Here is a 17,298-nt window from a genome sequence, read left to right as displayed (position 1 = left end):
GAATTTGTGACTCATAAATCGCATCCAACTTATACAAAACAAACTTTAGACGACCGAATATGTTCTATCCCAACTACCGAGTCTACTTGTTAAGCTAGCTTATACAATTAATCGAGCGTCAGAATATGGCCGAACTCTGCCTGTCAGATATCCCGTTTTGATCTCAGGCGACGCATGAGCAGGAAGGCGCTGAGCGCCAACACCGGGGCGGCAACCGATTTGACCAGCAGTGATTCAAGGGGAATGCCGGCCAGCAGGGCCAGTTCCTGGCATACATAATCCAGAAGGTTGACCGTGTAATAGGTGAAGATGGCAATGGATAGCAACTCTGCCGCTTGTTGCAGCCGCAGCTGCAACTGGAAACGCCTGTTCATCGCAGCGAGCATCTCCTGATTCTGCTTTTCATGTTGCACATCAATGCGCGTGCGCAACAGTTGCGTGGTTTTGCTGACGCGCGTGGCCAGCTGAGTCAGCCAATGGGAGACCGAGTCACAGGTGTCTCTCGCAGGTTCCAGCCGACGCTCCAGAATGCCGCCGATAGTGGGCATGGTTTCGATGGGCTCTTCGTGCAGTTCATTCAGACGCTTGAATACCAGACTGAAGTAGGCCTGCGTTGCTGAAAAACGCCGGTAATGTGTAGCCACAAGGTTTTCGACAGAGGCGGCAAGTGTGGTCAGCTGGTGCATCAGGGCTTCGTCATCCACACCTTCGCCGTCGGAAATGGCGCGTGTGAGCTGCGTTAGCCTGGCATCTGCGAGCGGCAGCTCCTTGAGGAGTCTGCGCGCTTCGGGGACGGCCATAAATGCCATCATGCGATAGGTTTCCATTTCAATAAGCCGGTGAGTCAGGCGACCGATTTGAGACGGTAATTTGGCCTTCGTGAAAACAAGCAGGCGCGACATGCCATCATCGCGAATTTGAAAGTCGGTGAAGGCGACATTGCTGCTGCGACCGACCTGAGATGCGGTCAATGTAGTGGCATCGAAATATCCCGAATATTTATCCACCAGTTGCCGGGGGGAAGCATCTTCCGGATAGGGCAGGATAACGATATCGATGGCAACCAGCATCTCACCCGGGAGAGCGGCCAGCCAGCCCTCGGGGAGCAGGGCAAGCGGCGAATCCGAGAACAGGTCGTCCTGAGCCTTCGTGTCAGGCTTGCTGACCAGTTTATAGCGCGTGAACTCCTGATGCTTTTCTACTTTCATGCGGAAGATGCCGAAATCCATGCGCCAGCGGATGCTCTCTTTCGGAGTTTGTTTACCGAAGTGTTCACAAAGCGAGGCAAGGTGCGCATCTACCTGATCGTGTTGTTCCTCACCGGTCAACATGGCAATGGAAACAACGTGCTCAGGAGGGTTTAGAGGCTCATAGGGGTGAGTGTGTAACTCATCGTTGAGTCGGGAACGCATGGCAAATTCGGATGGTAATGGATAGCGCATGGGGCCATTATAGGCCTGAATCATATAATTCCTACGGGCACAATTCATGCCGGGTAAAATTATTTTCCTATCAAGAACTATTCTGTGATTTTTACGCGGGCGATCTGCTCAATCTGATCAAGCCTGGATCAGCATATGGCGGGGCAGGGGAAGCTCAGGGTTAACTGTTTGATTCGGACGAGGCTGCCTCTTCTTCGGCGGCATGAGCCCGCTTTTTCAGGAAGCGATGGCCAACCAGCGTGAGCTCAAATAGCAGGCACATCGGCAGTGCCAGCATGATCTGTGTGATGATATCCGGTGGCGTCAGAACCGCCGCGAGTACGAATATGATGAGGACAACATAGCCTCTGTTTGCCTTTAATTGTTCAGCAGTTACGGCACCAAAGTGCATCAGGAGCAATAAGACCATCGGTAGCTCAAAGGCAAGGCCGAAGGCAAAGAGCATGCGCATGAACAGCGTCAGGGATTCCTTCAGCGACGGCATGGCTGTGATCTGATCGGTCGCAAAGCCAAAGAAGAATTTGAACGCAAAAGGGAAGACGCCGAAATAGGCAAACAGGCCGCCGCCGTAAAACAGCAGTCCGCCAATGAGCAGCAGGGGGGTGAACAGGCTTCTTTCATGCTCATAGAGGCCGGGCACGATAAAGGCCCATAATTCAGACAGCAGCCACGGGAATGTAAAAAAGAAGCTGAAAAACATGGCGACCCGCAGGTAGGTGAAAAACGCTTCGTGAGGAGCGGTGAAAATCATCACCGGATGCGGGCCGAGTGCATCGCGTAACGGATGCGAGAGCCAGGCGAATAGTGTATCGGCCTGCCAGAAACAGATCAGCAGAGTCAGAATCAGTATCAGCATATAGCGCAACAGACGGTTGCGCAGCTCAATCAGGTGAGGAATCAATGTTGTTCAGTCTGTTCGGTGGGCTTGTGGTCTTTCTTCTTGACGCTCAGCGGCTCGATATCGGTTACTTCACGAATGGTGCTTTCAAAGCGGCCTTTGATGTCAGTGATCTCACCCTCCACAGGCTGACGAATCTCCTGCTGGATGTTTTTCCACTGACGCGACAGATAGCCGATCACATTGCCTATGGTTTGTGCTGCCTCAGGCAGTCGTGCCGGTCCCACGACAATCAATGCCACAAGACCAATCACAATCATTTCCATCCATCCAATGCCGAACAGTTCCATGATAATTTATGCTGGAGAGAGTTGCTTTAAGAGCCGGTCAGGACTTTTCCTCACCGTGCTTTTCCTTATCGTCATCATTTTGCAGGCCGCTACGCAAACCGTGGACAAATTTACCAAGGCCTTCTCCCAGTTCAGGCAGACGTTTGGCACCAAAAATGACCAGCACAATAACGAGAATGACTATCAGCTCCCATATTCCCAAACCAAACATATTCTACCTCCAAAATTGCATATCAGCCTTGATACTTTTGCGGCGCAAGTATGAACGCGACAATGGTGCTTGGCTAGGCCTGCGACGTTTCTGCTGCTTCCGGCAGCTGCAGTGCAAGCGGTTTTGCACATTCGGGGCAATCGTGCCATTGGGGTAATTCGGCGATTTTATCCAGCGGGATGCAGATATCCTTGCTGCAGTCAGGGCAGGTGCCTGTCGCATCGCGACCCTCTTCTGCGGTTTTCCAGCGCCGTGAAGCTACGACAATACCGCCGATGAAAAATCCGGGGACCAGCACGAAGTGAGCGATTGGAATCAGCACGCATATTGCGGCAATCAACCAGAAGCCCAACAGGGATTGCAGTGCGCGCACTTTCATCTCCTGCTGCGAAAATGCAGTCAGGTGCATCTCTGCAGGATTTGTGCTCTCGTTACTCTGGCTTTTGAACTCAATTGAGCGGGTTACATGTTCTCCCATGGTTAATCATCCTCCTTTAAGCTAAGGGCGGTCGCTATTGGCCCGGTTCTTTTTTTAGCATATCCCCGCGCACCATGATCAACGGTCGCGCACGCCGGGTCAGTACAGACGGCAGTGAAATGCCGGGTAATGACTCGAGCGCGTCCTCCGGACACGTGTTCACGCACTGCCTGCATCCTGTGCATGCATCAGGCTGAAATTCAAGGATTTTATTTGCACCAAACTCTCTGATGCCGAGAGCCTCTGTGGGGCATTGCTCAACACACTGATTGCAGGCCGTGCAGCTGGCATTTGCCTGTACCGCCCCTAATGGCAGCGATGGTATGAATGGTACGGGCGTGAAATTCGCCTGCAGGCGGGGCAGGGCACGCAGAAACAGTTGCAGGCGCACGGGTAAATGGCTGCCATGCTCGGTATCCGTTTCCGCCATCTCCGGGGCAGTGGCCTGATTGACCGCCTGCCCGATCTGGGATGCGGCCATGGCTGCGCCCTGTGTAAGCGTGGGGATCAGACTGCGGAAAAAAGCGCGACGTTGCGGCTCCGGTTCGGCTGTGGGTTGCGGTTTTTCGACCACAACTGCTTTGGCTTTGCGGGATATGTGCAGTTGAATACCCAGTGATTTGTTCAGCGTGGCATAATCTTTCTCTGTTTGCTGCATCAGGCTGGAGCCGTGACGGGCAGGGCAGGTGTCACACTGGTCGATCCCTTCCAGATGCAGTATGCGTACACCCTCAGCGGCCATGCAGGCCAGCAGCGCAGGGTCCCAGGAGGCGTGGCAGTGCACTCTCAGGCCGGGGCGGGTATCGGTAACAGCACTGCATGCTGCATTGATTTCACTTTGCCCCTGCATTACCAGCTGGCGGGCCTGTTGCAGCAGGTTCACCGGAGACAGAGCTTTATCTTCGATAGCATCGGCCGGGCAGGCAGGCACGCAGCCGGTACAGCCGGTACAGGCTGAAACATTCAGCTGCGGGACATGCTCGGCGTTCAGCGTGATGGCATCGGCAGGACATCTGTCCAGACAATGCGTACACGCAGGTTTACGTATATCGGAAAGGTGAGTGTTCAGGCAGTGTTCCGGCTGAATTTCGGGGTATGCGGCAACCATGCCGGGAATCTGCCATGCAGATGTTTCTGCGGCTATTCTATTTTAACATGATAAAATCAGAGCTGCATTGCATGATTTGAGAAGACAATGGCTTGCTTGCTGGTTATACTCCTTGAGCTTGCTTTGCGTCTCTTGACAGGGCTGCTCTGCAAAGCGAAAATCCATAATTATTTAACGGATAAAGGAGGGGCGAAATTATGAATGTGTGCCGATCTGTTTATAGTGTATGCATGGCTGTTATTGTAGTTGCTTCATGTTCCTCTGCTGCATATGCCGGGGCCGAGAGGCGTTGCCAGATGTGTCACGATTTCACCACCGGCGAGAACAGAATCGGTCCCAGCCTGAAAGGCATTATCGGTCGTACGGCGGGAACCTATCCGGGATATGAGTATACCTTTACCAAATATCTCAAGGGTAAACCATGGGTCTGGACCGAGGCAAAGCTGCGCAGATGGGATAATGACAGTGAACGGGCTGTCAGAGAGTTTACCCACAATCCGGCAGCTAAGACGAAGATGCCGCGCCAGGCGTATACCGGCGCTACAGAAGATGAAATTATTAACTATATCCAGATGGCGAGTCAGGGTGTTAAATTGCCTCCACAGGCGGGCTCGCAGGTTTCATGCAAGATGTGTCATGACTTTGTCACCGGAAAAAACAAGATTGGTCCGAGCCTGAAGGGTGTGCTGGGTCGCAAGGCGGGCACCTACCCGGGTTATAAGTACAAGTTTACCAAATACATCAAGGGTGAACCGTGGGTCTGGACCGAGGAAAAAATCCGCAAATGGGATAATAACAGTGAAGAGGCCATCAAGGAGTTCACCGGCAACCCCGAGGCGCGCACGCTGATGCCGCCTCAACACCGGACCGGCAGTGATGAGGATGAAATCATCTCCTTCATCAAGGTCACAAGTTCAGCAGATGCAGACAAGGAATAACCGGGTTACCCATTATTGATGAATCTCGTCATCATTGCGATGACGTCGGAGGAAACATGGCAGAAGATCAAGTCGATTCCAGACGCAGGAACTTTCTGTGGGGCGTCGCATCGGGACTGGGTGCTGTCGGGGTGGCCGGCGTGGCCGTTCCGTTTGTCGGCTCCATGATGCCGGCCGCCGATACCATGGCGGTTTCGACCACCGAATTTAACCTTGATACACTGGTGCCGGGTCAGCTGGTGGTGATTGCATGGCAGGGAAAACCTGTTTTTGTCGTACACCGCACCGAACCGATGCTCAGCCGCCTCAAGGAGTATGAATACAAACTCAAGGATCCTGAATCACTTGCCGATCCCAGAGTACAGGCCGACTGGATGAAGACCACCGAACAGCGGATGACACGTTCGATTAAACCCGAACATCTGGTGCTGATTGCCAACTGCACGCATCTTGGCTGTATCCCGCTGTTCAAACCGAGCCCCGGTCGTGCCGAGTGGGGCAGTTCGGTGCCCGAAGACTGGCCGGGCGGCTGGCACTGCCCCTGTCACGGATCGTTGTATGATCTTGCCGGACGCGTGATTGATGGCTCTCCCGCCCCGTTCAATCTCTATACGGTTCCGTACAAGTATCTGTCCGACACCAAAATTCTTATCGGTTAACCAGAGAGGTGCATGGTGATTGAAAAAATGCTGAATTCCCGGCTGGCGCAATGGCTTGATGAGCGAAGCGACATTGTGAAGTTGACGCGGGCGCATCTGACGGACTATCCGACACCCAAAAACCTGAACTATATGTGGAGTTTCGGTTCACTGGCGATGCTTGTGCTGACGATCCAGATTCTTTCAGGTATTTTCCTGGCGATGTACTATAAACCGAGTGCCATGATGACTTCAGGCGGTTACAGCGTCGCATTTGACTCGGTTGAGCGCATTATGCGCGATGTAAATTTCGGCTGGTTGATCCGTTACATGCATGCGGTGGGTGCATCGGCCTTTTTTATTGTGGTCTATATGCATATCGGACGCGGTATCTATTACGGTTCCTATAAGGGGCCGCGCGAGCTGTTGTGGATTATCGGCGTGGTGATCCTGTTGATTATGCAGGGGACTGCCTTCTTCGGCTATTTGTTGCCGTGGGGACAGATGTCGTTCTGGGGAGCAACGGTTATTACCAACCTGTTTGGCGCACTGCCGGTTATCGGCAGCTTCCTGCAGGAGTTGTTGCGCGGCGGCTTTGCTGTCGGCGACCCGACATTGAACCGGTTTTTCTCGCTGCACTATCTCTTCCCGCTGCTGCTGGCGGCCATTGTCGGCGGTCATGTGCATGCCCTGCATGTGGTGCATTCGAATAACCCGACGGGTGTGGATGTGCATGAAGGGAAGGGGACGATTCCGTTTCATCCCTACTATACCGTCAAGGATGCATTCGGTGTCGGCGTGTTCCTGATTCTTTATTGTTATGTGGTGTTCTTCCATCCGCAGTTGGGCGGTTATTTCATTGAGGTGGATAACTATGTAGCGGCCGATAATCTGCAGACGCCGTCTCATATTGCTCCGGTGTGGTATCTGACGCCGTGGTATACCATCCTGCGCTCGTTTGAAAACAAGCTGCTGGGCGTGATCGCGATGGGGGCATCGCTGGCCGTGTTGTTTCTGCTGCCATTCCTCGACCGAAGCAAGGTGCGTTCAGCGCGTTACCGACCGGTTTTCCGGCAGATGGTCATCCTGTTCTTCATTTCTGTGCTGGTACTGGGTTATTGCGGACATTCCGTACCTACCCCGACGCTGAAGCTGATAGGACAGCTGGCCACCATCTACTATTTTGCATTCTTCTTTATGCTGCCCTTTGTGCATAAATTCGAGAAAACCCGGCCGCTGCCGGAGGAGATTTAGCATGAAACTGAAACAGATGATGGCAGTTTCATTCATGCTGGGCGGCCTGTTTGCAGCACTTCCCGGCCATGCCAGTGAAGGGCATGGGGTTGCCCTCAAGCATGCCGATATCGATGTTACCGATCAGGCGCAGATTCGTCGGGGCCTGACTGTGTTCACCGAGTTGTGTATGGGCTGCCATTCGGCCAAGTACGTGACCTACAGGGACTTGATCGACTATCCCGAGACCAGCCTGTCGCGCGAAGATGTGGATGATTTACGCGGCGACAAGCCGTTGATTGCAGGCATGGTTACCGATCTTGCTCCGGAGGATGCAAAAGTCTCCTATGGCAAGGTGCCGCCCGATTTGTCGCTGATTGTCAGTGCCCGGCGCGGCGGCGCGGACTATGTCTATTCGATTCTTACAGGGTTTGAACACGATCCTGCAGGCCATGTGCCGGACGGCAATTTCAATGAGTACTTTCCCGGAAATCGTATTGCCATGCCTGATCCACTCTCCTGGCTGGGGCATGATGCTGCGGATACGGCCGATCTCGAACAACAGGCGCTGGATGTGTCGGCTTTCCTCGCCTATATCAGTGATCCGCACCAGAACGAACGCCGTGCCATCGGCAGGTATGTGGTGGGGTTCCTGATCCTGCTGACACTTGTATTCTACCTGCTGAAGAAAGAGATATGGAAAGATATCAAGCACTGATCTATAGATGATTGATCTTTGCAGACAAAGGGCCCGCAAGCGCGGGCCCTTTGTCTGAGCAACGCAGGCAGGCGGGTCGGAGGTGATCGGGATGGAGTGGAAATTATTGTTGTTTATGTTGCCCTTTGCGGCCTTCTGCTGGTGGGCGGGTTTCTTTGCCACCAAACGCTACCGGCAGGCAAAAAATCGTGCCAATGAGCAGTGATCGAACGGAGAGGGGCGTGGCTGCGGGGAAACAGAATCAGGGAGATGTGCCGACGGGGCAAGAGGGGAGACCACAGGTTGTACTGGCCGGTATCATGGTCCGCTTTGCCGCTGCCGTATATGATCTCGGTCTGGTGTTTGCACTGGCCTTTCTGATCTTTATTCCGATAACTGCGGCTGAACAGGCACTGGGAAGCATGCCTCAATGGATCAAGGGCGTGCTTGCCCTGGCTATCTTCTGGGCCTATTTCACCGGCTTCTGGAGTCGCTCGGGAGAAACTACGGGGATGCGACCATGGCGTTTGCTGGTCGTTACCGCTGATGACGGCGAGTTTCCGACATCGCTTGTCGCCAGCATCCGTTTCGCGGTATTGATGCTCACCTGGCTGGCATCGGCGTTTGTCATACTCTCCATCCTGACCGGGAAAACCCAGAACACGACCTATGCGACGGTTGCGCTGCTGCCTCTGCTCAGTCTTGTTTGTCTGGCTCTGACGAAAAAACGGCAAGCCCTGCATGATTTGCTGGCCGGTTGTATCGTGGTGCGGCAAAGCGCAGCTGAAAACAAGAGTAGATAAGTAAGGAGCCGCATGTATGACAAGGGTTATTAATGATAAATCGATTGTCATGGTCACCGGAGCATCCGCCGGTCTGGGACGCGCTGTTTGCGTCTCCCTGGGAAAGATGGGCGCCAATGTGATTGCGCTGGCTCGCGATGTGGATGCACTGGCCAAAACGCAGGATCTGGTTGAACAGGCGGGCGGACGTTGTCTTTGTGTGCCGTTTGATTTGCTGGAGTTTGATGCCTACGGCAAACTCTTTCTAAGGCTTAAGGATCAGATTCCGCACCTGGACGGACTGATCCATTGCGCCGGTTCACTGCAGTACTGTACTCCGATGCAGTATGTCAAAACGGATGATTTCCGTGCCATGCTCGATATCCATTTGACAGCCCCGAATATGTTAACCCAGAGCATGTTGCCGCTGATCCGGCGCGCGGAGGAAGCGACGGTGGTTTTCACCAGTTGCGAGATGCTGGATAACGACCTGCCCAACTGGCACGCATACGGACTGGCCAAGCGTGCGCTTGGTTATGCTGCTGCCATGTGGCATGCCGAGCACGCAGACAAGGCTTACCGTTTTGTAACAATTGATCCGGGCAGAATGCGCACCGCGCTGTTCAGGCGGGCCTTCATGGGTATGGACCCTATGGAAGTGCCGGGACCTGAGCAGGCGGCAGAAGGCTTCCTGCGCATGCTTGCTGCCACTGCCGATGCGGTGAACGGCAAGTCTCTGAAACTTGAGGATGCGCTCGGGTTATAGCTTCAGGACAAGTTAAGGCCATCGGTATACGAAACAGTCAGGGCAATCGCATTTAAATTATATTGTAGTCACTCAATATGAATAACATGGATGCTTCTTGAACTGGCACAATGTATATGTGATATATACTTGTCCTTTCTTTGGCGGCAAAGAAAGGACGAAAGAAAGCCGCCTCCGCTATCTCTGCCCTTCGGGTCCCCTCAGCATGAATATTTTAACGGCCACGGCTCCGCCGCTCTACTCCGCTAAAATATGCATACCGAGGCAGATCTAAAAGGAGGTTTTTTGGCAACACCGACAGTCAAAGGCTGGCGTCTTATTTCACCTGCTGCCGGATATAGGCGATCAGATCCTGAATATCGTCGTCGGAGAGGTGGGCAATATGCTCGCCTGCTCTATCCACATGGCGACCGTGGCGGATACGCAGATCAAGTTCGCGGTCATCCATATCCCGAATCGAGCGTTTTGCAGCGGCATTGCCGAAGAGTTTGATCGATGCAGGCGTGGCATGACATGTGGCGCAGTTTTTTGCGTAGAGTTTTCTGCCCTCTTTCGCGCTGGCCAGATGGCGCAGGGAGTAGACATAGTTGGCAATATCAGCGATATCGGTATTACTTAACTGGTGGCGTTTGCTGGTCATCAGTGTGCCGGGCCGACCATAGCGCATGGTATGCACGATGCCTTTCAGATCGAGGTTGGAGTAGACCAGGTTTTTGGCGCCAACGCCTGTTTTAGCCCGCCCGTCCATGCCGTGGCAACCCGAGCAAACTGCCTCGAAGCGCTTTTTGCCATTGACCAGATCCGGGGTATATTCGAAGGTGCGGATATAGTCGATGACTGCTTCAATCTGAAGCGGATCAAGGGAATATTTTTTGGGGGTCATGCTCGTCCCCTCAACGCCATTGGTGATAATCCGGCGCAGCTCGTTACGGCTGGCATATTTCGCAATGGCGCGATGATTGCGCGCAGGGTAGGGCTTCAGACTTTTGCCCATGGGAGAGATGCCGCCACTTGCGCCATGACATGATGCACAGTTTTTTGCGTAAAGCGCCTTGCCGTCTATATTGTCGGATGCTGCGGCAACTGCTGGAGCTGTGATCAGGCCGATCAGGGCAGCGATTATATATCTGTGCAGAATAGCCATCTCCTTTTTCCGGGTAAAAATATTTGCTGATTATCGTCCATGGAGCGCTATAGCGCAAGCAGGGTTTGTGCAGCGTGATGTTGTCTTCCCCGGTACAGCCGGGATTTGCTCGTATGGCTGGCCGGAGGGTGCTTCTTCCGCAGGTGTACAGAAGCAACCGTGTTGCCTGGCAGACTTAATTGTTATTGAAGACGGAGAGCTGGAAAGATGCAAAACAGCAGGTCGACCGGTCCGGGGAAAGATGCCCGAAAATAGTTCTGTCAGGACGTAGTTTTTTTTGCCATTCTTGACCGGGATGACAGTGATTCGTACACTCAGCGGCATCTTTAGGTTGATGCTTGATTCATTGCATTCTGTCCTTTAGCCGGTCACATTCCTGGAGCATTGCCTTTATCATCATGCGTGAATTTGAAAAAATAAAACGTCTCCCTCCTTACGTGTTTGCTGTTGTAAACCAGCTGAAAATGGAGCTTCGCCATGCCGGTGAGGATATTATTGACCTTGGCATGGGCAATCCGGATCAGCCGACCCCGCAGCATATTGTCGACAAACTGTGTGAAGCTGCCCAGGACGGACGTAATCATCGTTACTCGATGTCCAAGGGTATTCCCGGTTTGCGCAAGGCAATCTGCGGCTGGTACAAGACCAAATTCGATGTGGATCTGGATCCGGAAACCGAAGCGATTGCCACGATCGGCTCGAAAGAGGGGCTGGCGCATCTGGCGGTTGCCATCACTTCGCCCGGCGATCTGATTCTGACGCCGAATCCGGCTTACCCGATCCATCCCTACGGCTTTATTATTGCCGGTGCTGACATCCGTCATGTGCCGATGGGGCCCGGCCGTGATTATTTTGAGGATGTGCAGAAGGCGGTCAAAGACTCATGGCCGCGTCCCAAGATTCTGGTGGTCAACTTTCCGTCCAATCCCACCGCGCAGGTGGTGGACCTCGATTTCTACGTTAAACTGGTGGATTTCGCCCGCGAGAATGATCTGATTGTCATTTCCGATATCGCCTATGCTGAAATCACCTTTGACGGGTATCAGTGCCCTTCCATTATGCAGGTTCCCGGTGCCAAGGATGTGGCGGTCGAGTTTTATTCGCTCTCCAAAACCTACAATATGCCGGGCTGGCGTATGGGTTTTATGGTGGGCAACAAAGAGATTGTCGGTGCACTGGCCAAGATCAAGTCGTATCTCGATTATGGTACCTTTCAACCCCTGCAAATTGCAGCATGTGCGGCGCTTAATGGCCCGCAGGACTGTGTTGCCGAGATTCGTGCGATGTATCAGTCGCGGCGTGATGTGCTGATCAACGGCATGCATCAGATGGGCTGGATGGCTGAAAAGCCCAAGGCATCGATGTTTGTCTGGGCCGAGATTCCGGATGAATTCAAGGCCATGGGTTCGCTGGAGTTTTCCAAGCGCATGCTCAAGGAGGGGGGCGTTGCCGTATCACCGGGTATCGGTTTTGGTGACTACGGTGACAACTACGTGCGTATTGCGCTGATTGAGAATGAGCACAGGACTCGTCAGGCGCTGCGCGGCATGCGCCAGTTCCTGCATGCAGGCGGATGACCGGGGTGAGATCGTGAGGTTCACGCCTCACACCTTACCGCTTATCCTTCACAGAATTGGAGTTTATAAATGACTGAATTGAGAGTAGGGCTGCTGGGTCTGGGTACGATCGGTACCGGCGTGGCACGCATCCTGATTGAGCAGAGAGATCTGATCAGTCGCCGTCTCGGTAAAGAGGTGAGGCTGGTAGCGGCCGCCGATCGTGATCTGAATCGTGATCGTGGTCTGGATTTCACCGGCGTGCGTATCAGCGATGATGCCAATGATATTGTTGCGGCCGATGATATTGATCTGGTGGTTGAGTTGATCGGCGGTTATGAGCCGGCTCGTACATTTGTCTCTGCAGCACTGGCTAACGGCAAGCATGTGGTCACCGCCAACAAGGCGCTGATCGCCAAGCATGGCGAGGAGCTGTTTCCTGTTGCGGCCGACAAAGGTTTACAGATCGGCTTTGAAGCAGCGGTCGGCGGTGGTATTCCATGCATGAAAGCACTGCGCGAAGGCCTGGCCGCCAATGCCATTGAGTCGGTATATGGTATTCTTAACGGCACCTGTAATTTCATTCTGACCAAAATGGAAAATGAGGGCGCCGACTACGCCGATGTACTTAAAGAGGCGCAGGCGCTCGGTTATGCCGAAGCCGATCCGACATTTGATGTCGAGGGGATTGATACCGCCCAGAAACTTTCCATTCTGGCAGCCATGGCTTTTGGCTCGAAGATCCGCTTTGAAGAGGTGTTTACCGAAGGCATCAGCAGGATTACAGCTACCGATATTCAGGCGGCGAATGAGTTGGGTTATCGCATCAAACTGCTGGGCATTGCCAAGCCGCATGGCGATAACGGTGATGTCGATGCTGTTGAAATGCGTGTGCACCCGACACTGGTGCCGCTCTCATCCCAAATGGCGCAGGTGTCCGATTCGTATAATGCCGTGCAGATTTCCGGTGATTATGTCGAGCATACAATGTATTTCGGTCGCGGCGCCGGCGAGCGCCCGACGGCATCGGCTGTGGTTGCCGATATCATGGATATCGCCAGTGGCTTTCCTGACGGTATTGCGCATCTGGCGCCACCGATGGGGTTTGTTGAGGCGTCACGTCGTGATATAGCAACCATGCCGATGGCCGATACGGAATGTGAATATTTCATTCGTTTGATGGTCAAGGATCAGCCCGGCGTGATTGCGTCGGTCACATCGATTCTTGCCGATCATCGCATCAGCCTGGAAGCGCTGACACAGAAAGAGCGTCATGCCAGCCATAATGTACCGATTATCATGCTGACGCATGAGACAACCGAAGGAAATATGCAGGCGGCTATCAGCCGCATTATCGGCCTGGAAGCCGTAGAAGACGATGTGTTGATTCTGCGTAAAGAATCAGCCGTTGCATAAGGAATAGAGATCATGCCCAGATATGAAGGAATCATCAACCGATACCGCGCTTTTCTGCCCATAAGCAAGGATGATGCGGTGATCACGCTGTATGAAGGCGACACACCGCTGCACGAGTCGCATAACCTGCGCAATGCGATCAATCCCGAACTGAACATCTTTCTCAAGTTCGAAGGGCTGAATCCGACCGGTTCATTCAAGGACCGCGGTATGACGATGGCGGTGACACAGGCCTATAACGCCGGTTCGCGCAAGATTATCTGCGCCTCAACCGGTAACACCTCCGCCTCGGCCGCTGCCTATGCCGCCAACTCCGGTATGGAAGCCTATGTGCTGATTCCGGACGGCAAGATTGCTCTGGGCAAGATGAGTCAGGGTATGCGTTATGGCGCCAAAGTGATCCAGATTCGCGGCAACTTCGATGATGCGCTGGAGCTGGTACGTGAGATTTCAGCCGATGGCTCCATCTCGCTGGTGAATTCAGTGAATCCCTATCGTATTCAGGGTCAGAAAACAGCGTCATTCGAAATTGTCGATGAGCTTGGTTTTGCACCGGACTTCCACGCATTGCCTGTCGGCAATGCCGGTAATATCACCGCCTACTGGATGGGCTATAAGGAGTATCAGGAGAAACGCATCTCCAAAACGCTGCCGAAAATGCTCGGTTTCCAGGCGGCAGGTTCCGCGCCGATCGTGCTGGGTCATCCGGTCAATAACCCTGAAACGATTGCAACAGCCATCCGTATCGGCAAGCCGGCATCATGGAAGCAGGCTGAAGCCGCGCGCGATGAATCCGGCGGGCGTATTGATGCCGTAACCGATGAAGAGATCCTTGAGGCTTATAATATGCTGGCTTGTCTGGAAGGCGTATTCTGCGAGCCGGCATCCGCTGCATCTGTTGCCGGCATTATCAAGCTCAACAAGGCCGGTTACTTCAAGCCGGGTCAGAGCATTGTCTGTACACTGACCGGTAACGGTCTGAAAGATCCGGATACGGCGATGAAGGGCGTTGCTTCGCCGGTGACCATTGATGCCACCGAGTCTGCGGTGCGCAAGGCGCTGGAGTCGTAATAGGCGAGTGTCTATTGATCTTCTGATTATTACCGATGCACTACTTCAACATCAGGATGGGCTCCAGTGCCATCCTGATGTTTTATTATGGCAGCAGCAATTGGCAGGCAGGCGTTGCAGCTGGTATGAGTGTGCAGCCAAAAATCCGCTCGGCTGGTATTCAGCATTGACAGAGTGTGCGCCGGCGGCACTGCTGGCGGCGGCTTCGTCATCTATACCGGTAGGTACCCGACAGGTCTGGGTGGCTTCACCCTATCATGCGCAGCTGATGCGCGATGCGGTGCATGTGCTGCCGGAAGGGCAGCTGGCATGGACGGCTGATGATGCCGTGCGGCTGTGTGCTGTGTTGAATCCGCTGCTTGCCGAAGAGCAGATGCAGTTGCTGAATGTCGGCGCAGCCCTGTTGTTAACATGCAAAAAAGCGCTGGATGCATATCCGCACAGTTTTGCCGCCATTGCCGGCCATATGCTGCCGGACCGTCATCATGATGGTGAGGATGGTGGTCGCCTTGATCGTCTGCTATCCGAGCTGCAAATGCTGCTGTTTCAGCATCCATCCATGGAACGACACGAGCGTCAGGAGAGCGATATCAACGGTATCTGGTTGTGGGGCTCAGCTGAGTGGCCGCAGCTGGATGAGTTGGCTTCACGACATATACCCGTGGCGACACGTAATCCGTTTTTGCAGGCTATCGCCGATGGTCGTAGTGCACGTATGATCATCAGCGATTCCGCCCGACTGGACGAGCTGTTGCAGACGGGTTCAGCTTTGCCGGAGATGGTGATACTGGCCGGAGACGGCTATGCGGCAGTGATGAAAAAATCATGGCTGCCCGGGTGGGGTAAACCCGACTGGCAGCCGAAGTCCGTAAAGGCAGAACCGGCGTTGTTAAGCATGTTGCAGTCGCAGCTATGAGCATGAGCCTGCCTGAGCAGCGTACGGCCAAAGGCCGCCTGCTGCAGTGGCGCAACGGGCCGCTTGCCGCTGCAGATCCACTGGCTGCATGGCAGGGACTGCTGGATGCGCGCGGTTTAACCGAATCCGATGATTTCTTTTCGCCGCGTCTGGCCGATCTGCCCGATCCGTTTGCCATGAAGGATATGGACAAGGCGGCAACGCGTCTGGCCCGGGCGATCGGTAATGGCGAAGCGATTCACATCTTTGGCGACTTTGATGCCGACGGCGTTAATGGAACGGCGATACTGGTGGAAGCACTGCGTGCAGCCGGTGCTACGGTCACCTTTTCCATACCGCACCGGGCCGATGACGGTCACGGTGTCGGAGTGGAATCGGTGCGTCAGGTCGTTGCCGAATCCGCTTGCCGCATGGGCCTGAGTGTGGATACAGGTACGACCTGTTTCGATGCCTGTGACGAGGCTGCCCGCCTCGGTTTTGATCTGATTATCTCCGATCATCATCTGCCTGAGGCAACGCTGCCGGCGGCTTTTGCGCTGCTGAATCCTGCGCGCAGTGATTGCGGCTTTGCCGAGCGTGCCTTGTGCGGTACCGGTGTGGCATTTTTTCTGTTGATGGCTGTGTGGAAAAAACTGACTGATCAGGGCAACAGACCCGCCTATGACCTGCGTGCCTTGCTGGATCGGGTGGCAGTGGCGACGGTTGCCGATGTTATGGATCTGGTCGGCGTTAACCGGATTCTGGTGGCGCACGGGCTGCAGCGGTTAAACAGCGCACCATCCATCGGCATGGCCGCCCTGATGCAGGTGGCGCGGGTGAACAAGACGGTAACGGCTGAAACGATCGGTTTTCATCTGGCGCCGCGCATTAATGCTGCCGGTCGCATGCAGCATGGTGAAGCTGCCATGCGTCTGCTCTCTACCTCCGATGCCGGTGAGGCGCTGCGGCTGGCGGAGCAACTGGACGAGACCAACAAGCAGCGCCGCAAGGTGGAAGTAGAAGTATTTAAGCAGGCGGAAGAGAAGCTGGCCGATACGGATGTGCTGGCAGTGTATGATGAGCGTTGGCATGCCGGTGTTGTGGGGCTGGCTGCTGGGCGGCTGGCGCGCAAGCACGGTCGACCGGCAGCTGTCGGATTTGTCACCCCCGAGGGTGATATCCGCGTATCCCTGCGCGGTATGAACGGCTTTCATATCGGTGCGCTGTTGAATGATTGCAGTGATCATCTGGCAGGTTTTGGCGGTCATGCAGGCGCCGGTGGCGGCACGATCACGGCTGGGAACTGGGCTGCTTTTCACGCGGCATTTGCTGCTGCTGTGGCAAGGCAGGCCGAAGGTGTTTCAGATCATCTGGTTCAGCAGGTTGACGGCGTGCTGGAGGCCGGAGCCATGCATTTCGGACTGGCTGAACGACTTGCCCGTTTTGAGCCGTTCGGTCGCGCCAATCCACCGAGCCTCTGGTTGCTCCGGGATATACAGATTGCCGAGAGACGGAATTTAAAGGGTAATGTGGTGCGTTTGAAACTGACCGATGGCAGCCGCTGGCTTGATGGTATTGTATTCGGGGCAGGCGCGATGAACGGGGTGATTGAACAGGGCATGACCGTATCGCTGATCGGCCAGCTGCAAAAGGATGATTACCGCGGCGGTCAGGCTATCCAGTTTGTTATCGAGGATGCGATCGCCCCGGCCTGATCCGGCAGTTAAGTGGAGCA

The 17,298-nt window shown here is 54.2% G+C and carries 18 protein-coding genes; 11 read left to right on the top strand and 7 right to left on the bottom strand.

The window, feature by feature from the left end:
• Positions 1-143: 143 nt before the first annotated feature.
• The 6 genes from SPV1_RS10040 to SPV1_RS10015 all read right to left on the bottom strand — a co-directional run bounded on the left by SPV1_RS10040 (position 144) and on the right by SPV1_RS10015 (position 4,427).
• On the bottom strand, positions 144-1,442 hold the full coding sequence (locus SPV1_RS10040) for a DUF3422 family protein (RefSeq protein ID WP_231288374.1): 1,299 nt from the start codon (positions 1,440-1,442) through the stop codon (positions 144-146).
• Positions 1,443-1,602: 160 nt separating this feature from the next.
• On the bottom strand, positions 1,603-2,343 hold the full coding sequence (gene tatC / locus SPV1_RS10035; protein ID WP_009851076.1) for a twin-arginine translocase subunit TatC: 741 nt from the start codon (positions 2,341-2,343) through the stop codon (positions 1,603-1,605).
• Complete coding sequence (gene tatB / locus SPV1_RS10030; protein ID WP_009851075.1) at positions 2,340-2,630, bottom strand: Sec-independent protein translocase protein TatB; 291 nt, start codon at positions 2,628-2,630, stop codon at positions 2,340-2,342. The genes tatC and tatB overlap by 4 nt, the downstream gene beginning before the upstream one ends.
• A gap of 37 nt (positions 2,631-2,667) precedes the next feature.
• On the bottom strand, positions 2,668-2,841 hold the full coding sequence (locus tag SPV1_RS10025; protein WP_009851074.1) for a Sec-independent protein translocase subunit TatA/TatB: 174 nt from the start codon (positions 2,839-2,841) through the stop codon (positions 2,668-2,670).
• Positions 2,842-2,914: 73 nt separating this feature from the next.
• Entirely contained in the window at positions 2,915-3,319 is a 405-nt protein-coding gene (locus SPV1_RS10020; protein WP_009851073.1) for a hypothetical protein, read from the bottom strand.
• A 34-nt stretch (positions 3,320-3,353) separates the two neighbouring features.
• Positions 3,354-4,427: an ATP-binding protein gene (locus SPV1_RS10015; RefSeq protein ID WP_009851072.1), complete on the bottom strand. Its 1,074-nt coding sequence runs from the start codon at positions 4,425-4,427 to the stop codon at positions 3,354-3,356.
• Positions 4,428-4,657: 230 nt separating this feature from the next.
• Here SPV1_RS10015 and SPV1_RS10010 point away from each other — a divergent pair, with 230 nt between their 5' ends.
• The 6 genes from SPV1_RS10010 (at position 4,658) to SPV1_RS09985 (ending at position 9,481) form a co-directional block, all read left to right on the top strand.
• Positions 4,658-5,365 (top strand): c-type cytochrome, encoded by a 708-nt coding sequence (locus tag SPV1_RS10010; protein WP_009851071.1) that lies wholly within the window; start codon positions 4,658-4,660, stop codon positions 5,363-5,365.
• A 56-nt stretch (positions 5,366-5,421) separates the two neighbouring features.
• Positions 5,422-6,024, top strand: a complete 603-nt coding sequence (gene petA / locus SPV1_RS10005) for a ubiquinol-cytochrome c reductase iron-sulfur subunit (protein WP_009851070.1) — start codon at positions 5,422-5,424, stop codon at positions 6,022-6,024.
• 12 nt (positions 6,025-6,036) lie between these two features.
• On the top strand, positions 6,037-7,257 hold the full coding sequence (locus SPV1_RS10000; RefSeq protein WP_009851069.1) for a cytochrome b: 1,221 nt from the start codon (positions 6,037-6,039) through the stop codon (positions 7,255-7,257).
• A gap of 1 nt (position 7,258) precedes the next feature.
• Positions 7,259-7,954, top strand: a complete 696-nt coding sequence (locus tag SPV1_RS09995) for a cytochrome c1 (protein WP_009851068.1) — start codon at positions 7,259-7,261, stop codon at positions 7,952-7,954.
• Between the two features lie 194 nt (positions 7,955-8,148).
• A complete protein-coding gene (locus tag SPV1_RS09990; RefSeq protein WP_009851066.1) occupies positions 8,149-8,736 on the top strand; it encodes an RDD family protein in 588 nt (195 codons plus the stop codon).
• A gap of 16 nt (positions 8,737-8,752) precedes the next feature.
• Positions 8,753-9,481, top strand: coding sequence for an SDR family NAD(P)-dependent oxidoreductase (locus tag SPV1_RS09985; RefSeq protein WP_009851065.1), 729 nt, complete (start codon positions 8,753-8,755; stop codon positions 9,479-9,481).
• 316 nt (positions 9,482-9,797) lie between these two features.
• Here SPV1_RS09985 and SPV1_RS09980 read toward each other — a convergent pair whose 3' ends face one another.
• Positions 9,798-10,625: a c-type cytochrome gene (locus tag SPV1_RS09980; protein ID WP_009851064.1), complete on the bottom strand. Its 828-nt coding sequence runs from the start codon at positions 10,623-10,625 to the stop codon at positions 9,798-9,800.
• Positions 10,626-11,023: 398 nt separating this feature from the next.
• On the opposite strand from SPV1_RS09980, the gene alaC reads away from it, so the two are divergent.
• The 5 genes from alaC (at position 11,024) to recJ (ending at position 17,278) form a co-directional block, all read left to right on the top strand.
• Complete coding sequence (gene alaC, locus SPV1_RS09975) at positions 11,024-12,202, top strand: alanine transaminase (protein ID WP_009851063.1); 1,179 nt, start codon at positions 11,024-11,026, stop codon at positions 12,200-12,202.
• Positions 12,203-12,271: 69 nt separating this feature from the next.
• On the top strand, positions 12,272-13,597 hold the full coding sequence (locus SPV1_RS09970) for a homoserine dehydrogenase (RefSeq protein ID WP_009851062.1): 1,326 nt from the start codon (positions 12,272-12,274) through the stop codon (positions 13,595-13,597).
• A 12-nt stretch (positions 13,598-13,609) separates the two neighbouring features.
• Positions 13,610-14,668: a threonine synthase gene (gene thrC / locus SPV1_RS09965; RefSeq protein ID WP_009851061.1), complete on the top strand. Its 1,059-nt coding sequence runs from the start codon at positions 13,610-13,612 to the stop codon at positions 14,666-14,668.
• A 7-nt stretch (positions 14,669-14,675) separates the two neighbouring features.
• Positions 14,676-15,584 (top strand): threonine synthase, encoded by a 909-nt coding sequence (locus tag SPV1_RS09960; RefSeq protein ID WP_081441987.1) that lies wholly within the window; start codon positions 14,676-14,678, stop codon positions 15,582-15,584.
• On the top strand, positions 15,581-17,278 hold the full coding sequence (gene recJ / locus SPV1_RS09955; protein WP_009851058.1) for a single-stranded-DNA-specific exonuclease RecJ: 1,698 nt from the start codon (positions 15,581-15,583) through the stop codon (positions 17,276-17,278). The genes SPV1_RS09960 and recJ overlap by 4 nt, the downstream gene beginning before the upstream one ends.
• The last annotated feature ends 20 nt before the right edge of the window (positions 17,279-17,298 follow it).

Source organism: Mariprofundus ferrooxydans PV-1, from assembly GCF_000153765.1.
Lineage (GTDB): Bacteria > Pseudomonadota > Zetaproteobacteria > Mariprofundales > Mariprofundaceae > Mariprofundus > Mariprofundus ferrooxydans.
This window is presented reverse-complemented; position numbering and strand designations above follow the sequence as displayed.

Bases quoted from the DNA above. Each gene is read 5' to 3' on its own strand.
- SPV1_RS09970 (WP_009851062.1), top strand. From the start codon at position 12,272: ATGACTGAATTGAGAGTAGGGCTGCTGGGTCTGGGTACGATCGGTACC.
- SPV1_RS10020 (WP_009851073.1), bottom strand. From the start codon at position 3,319: ATGGGAGAACATGTAACCCGCTCAATTGAGTTCAAAAGCCAGAGTAAC.
- thrC (WP_009851061.1), top strand. From the start codon at position 13,610: ATGCCCAGATATGAAGGAATCATCAACCGATACCGCGCTTTTCTGCCC.
- SPV1_RS09985 (WP_009851065.1), top strand. From the start codon at position 8,753: ATGACAAGGGTTATTAATGATAAATCGATTGTCATGGTCACCGGAGCA.
- SPV1_RS10040 (WP_231288374.1), bottom strand. From the start codon at position 1,442: ATGCGCTATCCATTACCATCCGAATTTGCCATGCGTTCCCGACTCAAC.
- SPV1_RS10015 (WP_009851072.1), bottom strand. From the start codon at position 4,427: ATGGTTGCCGCATACCCCGAAATTCAGCCGGAACACTGCCTGAACACT.
- SPV1_RS10000 (WP_009851069.1), top strand. From the start codon at position 6,037: ATGGTGATTGAAAAAATGCTGAATTCCCGGCTGGCGCAATGGCTTGAT.
- SPV1_RS09980 (WP_009851064.1), bottom strand. From the start codon at position 10,625: ATGGCTATTCTGCACAGATATATAATCGCTGCCCTGATCGGCCTGATC.
- tatB (WP_009851075.1), bottom strand. From the start codon at position 2,630: ATGGAACTGTTCGGCATTGGATGGATGGAAATGATTGTGATTGGTCTT.
- SPV1_RS09990 (WP_009851066.1), top strand. From the start codon at position 8,149: ATGAGCAGTGATCGAACGGAGAGGGGCGTGGCTGCGGGGAAACAGAAT.
- recJ (WP_009851058.1), top strand. From the start codon at position 15,581: ATGAGCATGAGCCTGCCTGAGCAGCGTACGGCCAAAGGCCGCCTGCTG.
- SPV1_RS10010 (WP_009851071.1), top strand. From the start codon at position 4,658: ATGGCTGTTATTGTAGTTGCTTCATGTTCCTCTGCTGCATATGCCGGG.
- alaC (WP_009851063.1), top strand. From the start codon at position 11,024: ATGCGTGAATTTGAAAAAATAAAACGTCTCCCTCCTTACGTGTTTGCT.
- petA (WP_009851070.1), top strand. From the start codon at position 5,422: ATGGCAGAAGATCAAGTCGATTCCAGACGCAGGAACTTTCTGTGGGGC.
- SPV1_RS10025 (WP_009851074.1), bottom strand. From the start codon at position 2,841: ATGTTTGGTTTGGGAATATGGGAGCTGATAGTCATTCTCGTTATTGTG.
- SPV1_RS09995 (WP_009851068.1), top strand. From the start codon at position 7,259: ATGAAACTGAAACAGATGATGGCAGTTTCATTCATGCTGGGCGGCCTG.